At 70.7% G+C, this 3817-nt stretch carries 3 protein-coding genes and 1 pseudogene; 1 reads left to right on the forward strand and 3 read right to left on the reverse strand.

Translation table 11 applies throughout. The features are described from left to right. Positions 1–355, reverse strand: a pseudogene (locus tag ACLN58_RS19230) (hypothetical protein); the annotation flags it as partial. Between the two features lie 413 nt (positions 356–768). On the opposite strand from ACLN58_RS19230, the gene ACLN58_RS19235 reads away from it, so the two are divergent. Continuing rightward, the gene (locus tag ACLN58_RS19235) at positions 769–2226 is read left to right on the forward strand and encodes a DHA2 family efflux MFS transporter permease subunit (protein ID WP_415856842.1); all 1458 of its coding nucleotides are present in this window, start codon (positions 769–771) and stop codon (positions 2224–2226) included. A 70-nt stretch (positions 2227–2296) separates the two neighbouring features. On the opposite strand, the gene ACLN58_RS19240 is transcribed toward ACLN58_RS19235, so the two are convergent. Together ACLN58_RS19240 and ACLN58_RS19245 are read right to left on the reverse strand one after the other, a co-directional pair. Beyond that, positions 2297–3088: an SDR family oxidoreductase gene (locus tag ACLN58_RS19240; RefSeq protein ID WP_415856843.1), complete on the reverse strand. Its 792-nt coding sequence runs from the start codon at positions 3086–3088 to the stop codon at positions 2297–2299. 22 nt (positions 3089–3110) lie between these two features. Further along, on the reverse strand, positions 3111–3817 hold a 707-nt coding region (locus ACLN58_RS19245; protein WP_415856844.1), incomplete at its 5' end, for a GNAT family N-acetyltransferase.

Here is a 3817-nt window from a genome sequence, read left to right on the forward strand (position 1 = left end):
CGACTTCAGGTGCAGCGGGCGCTTCCGCGAAGGTCCGCAGAATCGGTGCGGCCGGGGTGACGGTGCGCGTCAGAACGGGGGGCGCCGCGGCCGTCCGCGCGCCGGACGTCCCGGCGGTCTTCCGCACCGACGTCCGCTTCGCGGCAGTGCGCTTGGGCTCCGTCGCGGGGGCAGGCCCGTCCTCGTCGTCGTCCTCGTCGTCGAAGAGCCCCGCGAAAAGGTCGTCGAAGTCGTCCTCGTCGTCGTGGCCGAGATCCGGGCCCTGGCCGAAGCCCTCCTCGTACTTGGAATCGAGGTCTGAGCGATAGTCCTCGTCGTAGTCGTCGTAGGCGGAACGCGCGGCCAAGACTGTCATGGGCTCCAGGTTCTCCTCGAGGTCGGCACAGACGCCCGCGGGCGCGCACGAGCGCGTCCGATTCCAGACGAATGAGAGGGGTGGGCCAGTCGCGGCGGCGGCTGGGCCTTAAGAGCTTAGCAAGGCCGTGTTCGCCTTCGGTTCACTCGGCAGCCAGCTCCGGGCTCCGGTCCGCTTCTCCGCGCCCGACACGCCCAAACACCGCGACACGCCGGACTGTCCTCAGGACATCGGCGAAGAAGCGGACCAGAGCACGGCTACCCGCAGAATCAGGGTGGCGCGGCCCCGGAATCATCGGGCAGACTGAAGTGTTCTCTCTATCGCAGGTCTTGGCTCAAGGCCCCTGCTGTTTGAGACCGTTCTCTGACACCGCTCTTTGACACCGCGCCCAAAACTCTCTCAGGAGACACCCTGTGACGCCCGCGTCCCACCCTCAGATTTCCCGCGAGAACCGCCTCGTTATCACCGCACTCGTGACGGCGACGTTCGTCGTGATCCTCAACGAGACGATCATGAACGTCGCCCTTCCGCGGCTCATGGCCGAGCTCCACATCGACGCGTCCACGGTTCAGTGGCTCGCGACGGCGTTCATGCTCACCATGTCGGTCGTGATTCCCACCACAGGCTTCCTCCTCCAGCGGCTCGCGCGCCGGACGGTCTTCGTTCTCGCGATGAGCCTCTTCAGCGCGGGCACACTGCTCGCGGCGCTTGCGCCGGGCTTCGGCGTGCTCCTTCTGGCCCGCGTGGTCCAGGCCTCCGGGACGGCCATCATGCTGCCCCTGCTCATGACGAGCGTCCTCACCCTCGTGCCCGTGGCCCGCCGCGGCCAGGTCATGGGAACGGTGAGCATCGTGATCTCCGTCGCACCGGCCATCGGCCCAACAATCTCTGGTCTGATCCTTCAGTTCCTCTCGTGGCGCTTCATGTTCCTCACGGTCCTGCCGATCGCCCTCGCGGCTCTCGTGTTCGGCGCGCGGAAGCTCGGCGGCTCCGCCGAGGCCGAGCGCCCGCGGCTCGACGCGTTCTCGGTGGTCCTCACGGTGCCCGCGTTCGGTGGCGTCGTGTACGGGCTGAGCCAGCTGAGCGGCGACGGAAGCGGCCTCGGCCCGGCGCTCCCGCTCGCGGTTGGCGTGGTGGCCCTTGCGCTGTTCGTGTGGCGTCAGCTTGCCCTGCAGCGCTCGGGCTCCCCGCTCCTGGACCTCCGCGCGTTCACCTACCCGATGTACACGGTGGCCACCGCGCTGCTCGTGGTCGGCATGATCGCGCTGTTCGGCGTCGTGATCCTCCTGCCGATCTACCTCCAGCAGGTGCAGGGCCTCGACACCCTCTCGACTGGTCTCCTGCTCTTGCCGGGCGGCCTCGTCATGGGCCTCCTCTCCCCGACGGTGGGCAAGTGGTTCGACCGCGTCGGGCCGCTGCCGCTGACCCTCACGGGCACCGTGCTCATGACCGCGGTGCTGTTCGCCCTCGCTTTCCTGAACGCCGGGACCCCGGTGTGGCTCGTCCTCGTGATGCACGTGCTCATGTCGCTCGGCCTCGCGCTCCTGTTCACGCCGGCGTTCACGAGCGGGCTCAACCCGCTCCCGCCGCACCTGTACAGCCACGGTTCGGCGATCCTGAGCACGCTCCAGCAGGTAGCCGGCGCCGCCGGGACCGCTCTCCTTGTGGGCGTCATGGCCGGGCAGGCGCACTCCTCAGCCGCATCCGGGGCGGCGACGTCCGCCATCGAGGCGCAGCTGAGCGGCTTCCGTTCCGCGTTCCTCGTCGCGGCGTTCGTCGCGATCGCTTCGGTCGCGCTCGCGGCGTTCCTCCGGAACCGGCCATCGCTTCCCGCGCCCGAGGGCGTTGAGCCGGCCGCGGCGGTCCACTAGGCCGCGCCGCACCCTCTCGTTGCGCCGTCACCTCCGCAGGGTGCGCACCCCGCTGAGGTGACGGCGCAACTCAAGCGCTGAAGCCGCCGTCGGCCTTGAGCAGTTGGCCGTTGATCCAGCCGCCGGGCCCACTCACGAGGAAGGCGACGACCGCGGCAACGTCCTCAGGTCTGCCGAGCCGCCCGCCGGGCTGGCGGGCGGTGAGGGCGTCGCGCGTCGGATCGTCCATCCACCCGGTGTCGATCGGCCCCGGGTTGAGGACGTTCGCGCTGATGCCAAGGTCGCCCAACTCGCGAGCCGCGGCGAGCACGATCCGATCGAGCGCGCCCTTGCTGGCTCCGTACGGGAGGTTGTGGACGGTGTGGTCGCTCGTGAGTGCCACGATCCGCCCGAGCCCGTGAAGCCCCTCGGGGAACTGCTCCGCGAACGCCTTGACGAGCAGCCAGGCGGCGCGCGCGTTGACGGCGAAATGCCGGTCGAAGGATTCGACGTTCGTGTCGAGGATCGAGGAGTCCACCGATTCGGCGTGGCTCAGCACGAGCGCCTGAATCGGCCGGCCCCCGCTCGCCTCCGCGAGCAGCCGAGCGGGCGTCGCCGGGTCGGTGAGGTCAGCCTCCACGGTGTGGACCACGGCCCCGAGACCCCTCAGCTCGTGCGCGATCTCCGCCACCTGATGCGGCCGGGACGCGAACATCCGCTCGTCGTACGGCGACCAGTAGGAGAGGGCGAGGTCCCACCCCTCGCGCGCCAACTCCCGCGCGATCCCCGCGCCGATTCCCACCGGGCGCCCCACACCCGTGATGACAGCGAGCGGGCGCTCCCCCGGGACGGACGACGGCGCGGGCTGGCTCAGCTGGTCCATGCTGGCCAGCGTAGCCCGCGGCTCACGCAGAGACCGCGAGGCCCGTCCGCGAACGGCGGCCCGCGCGCTGGGACTGGCCCGGCCCGCACTGGGGCTGGCCTGGCAGCTGTGCCACGCTCGGCCTGACCGCGAGGCCGAGGAACGACTTCTCGTAGACCACGTTGCTGCGGACCCGGCGGAACCCCACACGCTCGTAGAGGCCCACGGCGTCCGCCGGACCCTCGGCATCAACCCCGAGGGCCGCGCTGCGGTACCCGGCCGCTTTCGCCGCCGCGAGGACGTCTCCCAGGAGGCGACTCGCGAGGCCGCGTCCTCGCGCAAACCGCCGCGTGCCGACGAGGCTCACGTACAGCTCACCCGGCGCGTACTCGCAGCTCAGAACGTAGGAATCGACTGAGGCCCCGCGCGGCGTCGGCGCGGCTTCTCGTAACGCGACGCGACTGAGTTCGGGCCGGAACGCCGCGGACAGGAGCTGCGCCGCCCACGTTGCCGGGTCACGTTCGGAGGCGCCAGACTGGTCGGCGAACGCCTCGTTGTGGGCCCGACGCGTGGCCTCGACGATCACGCGGTCTGCGACGTCGAGCGGGCGAGACGAGACGGCCGTCCCGGGCGCCGGGGATGTACCGTCGTCGTCGTTCGAGGCTCGGGGCCGCCAGGCTTCGAGGTCGACCTCGAGGTCATGGAGGTAGCGCGCAGGGCGGTAGCCGCGCGCGGCGGCGAGTCGCGCGG

This window comes from Sinomonas sp. G460-2 (genome assembly GCF_047759905.1).
Classification (GTDB): Bacteria; Actinomycetota; Actinomycetes; order Actinomycetales; family Micrococcaceae; genus Sinomonas.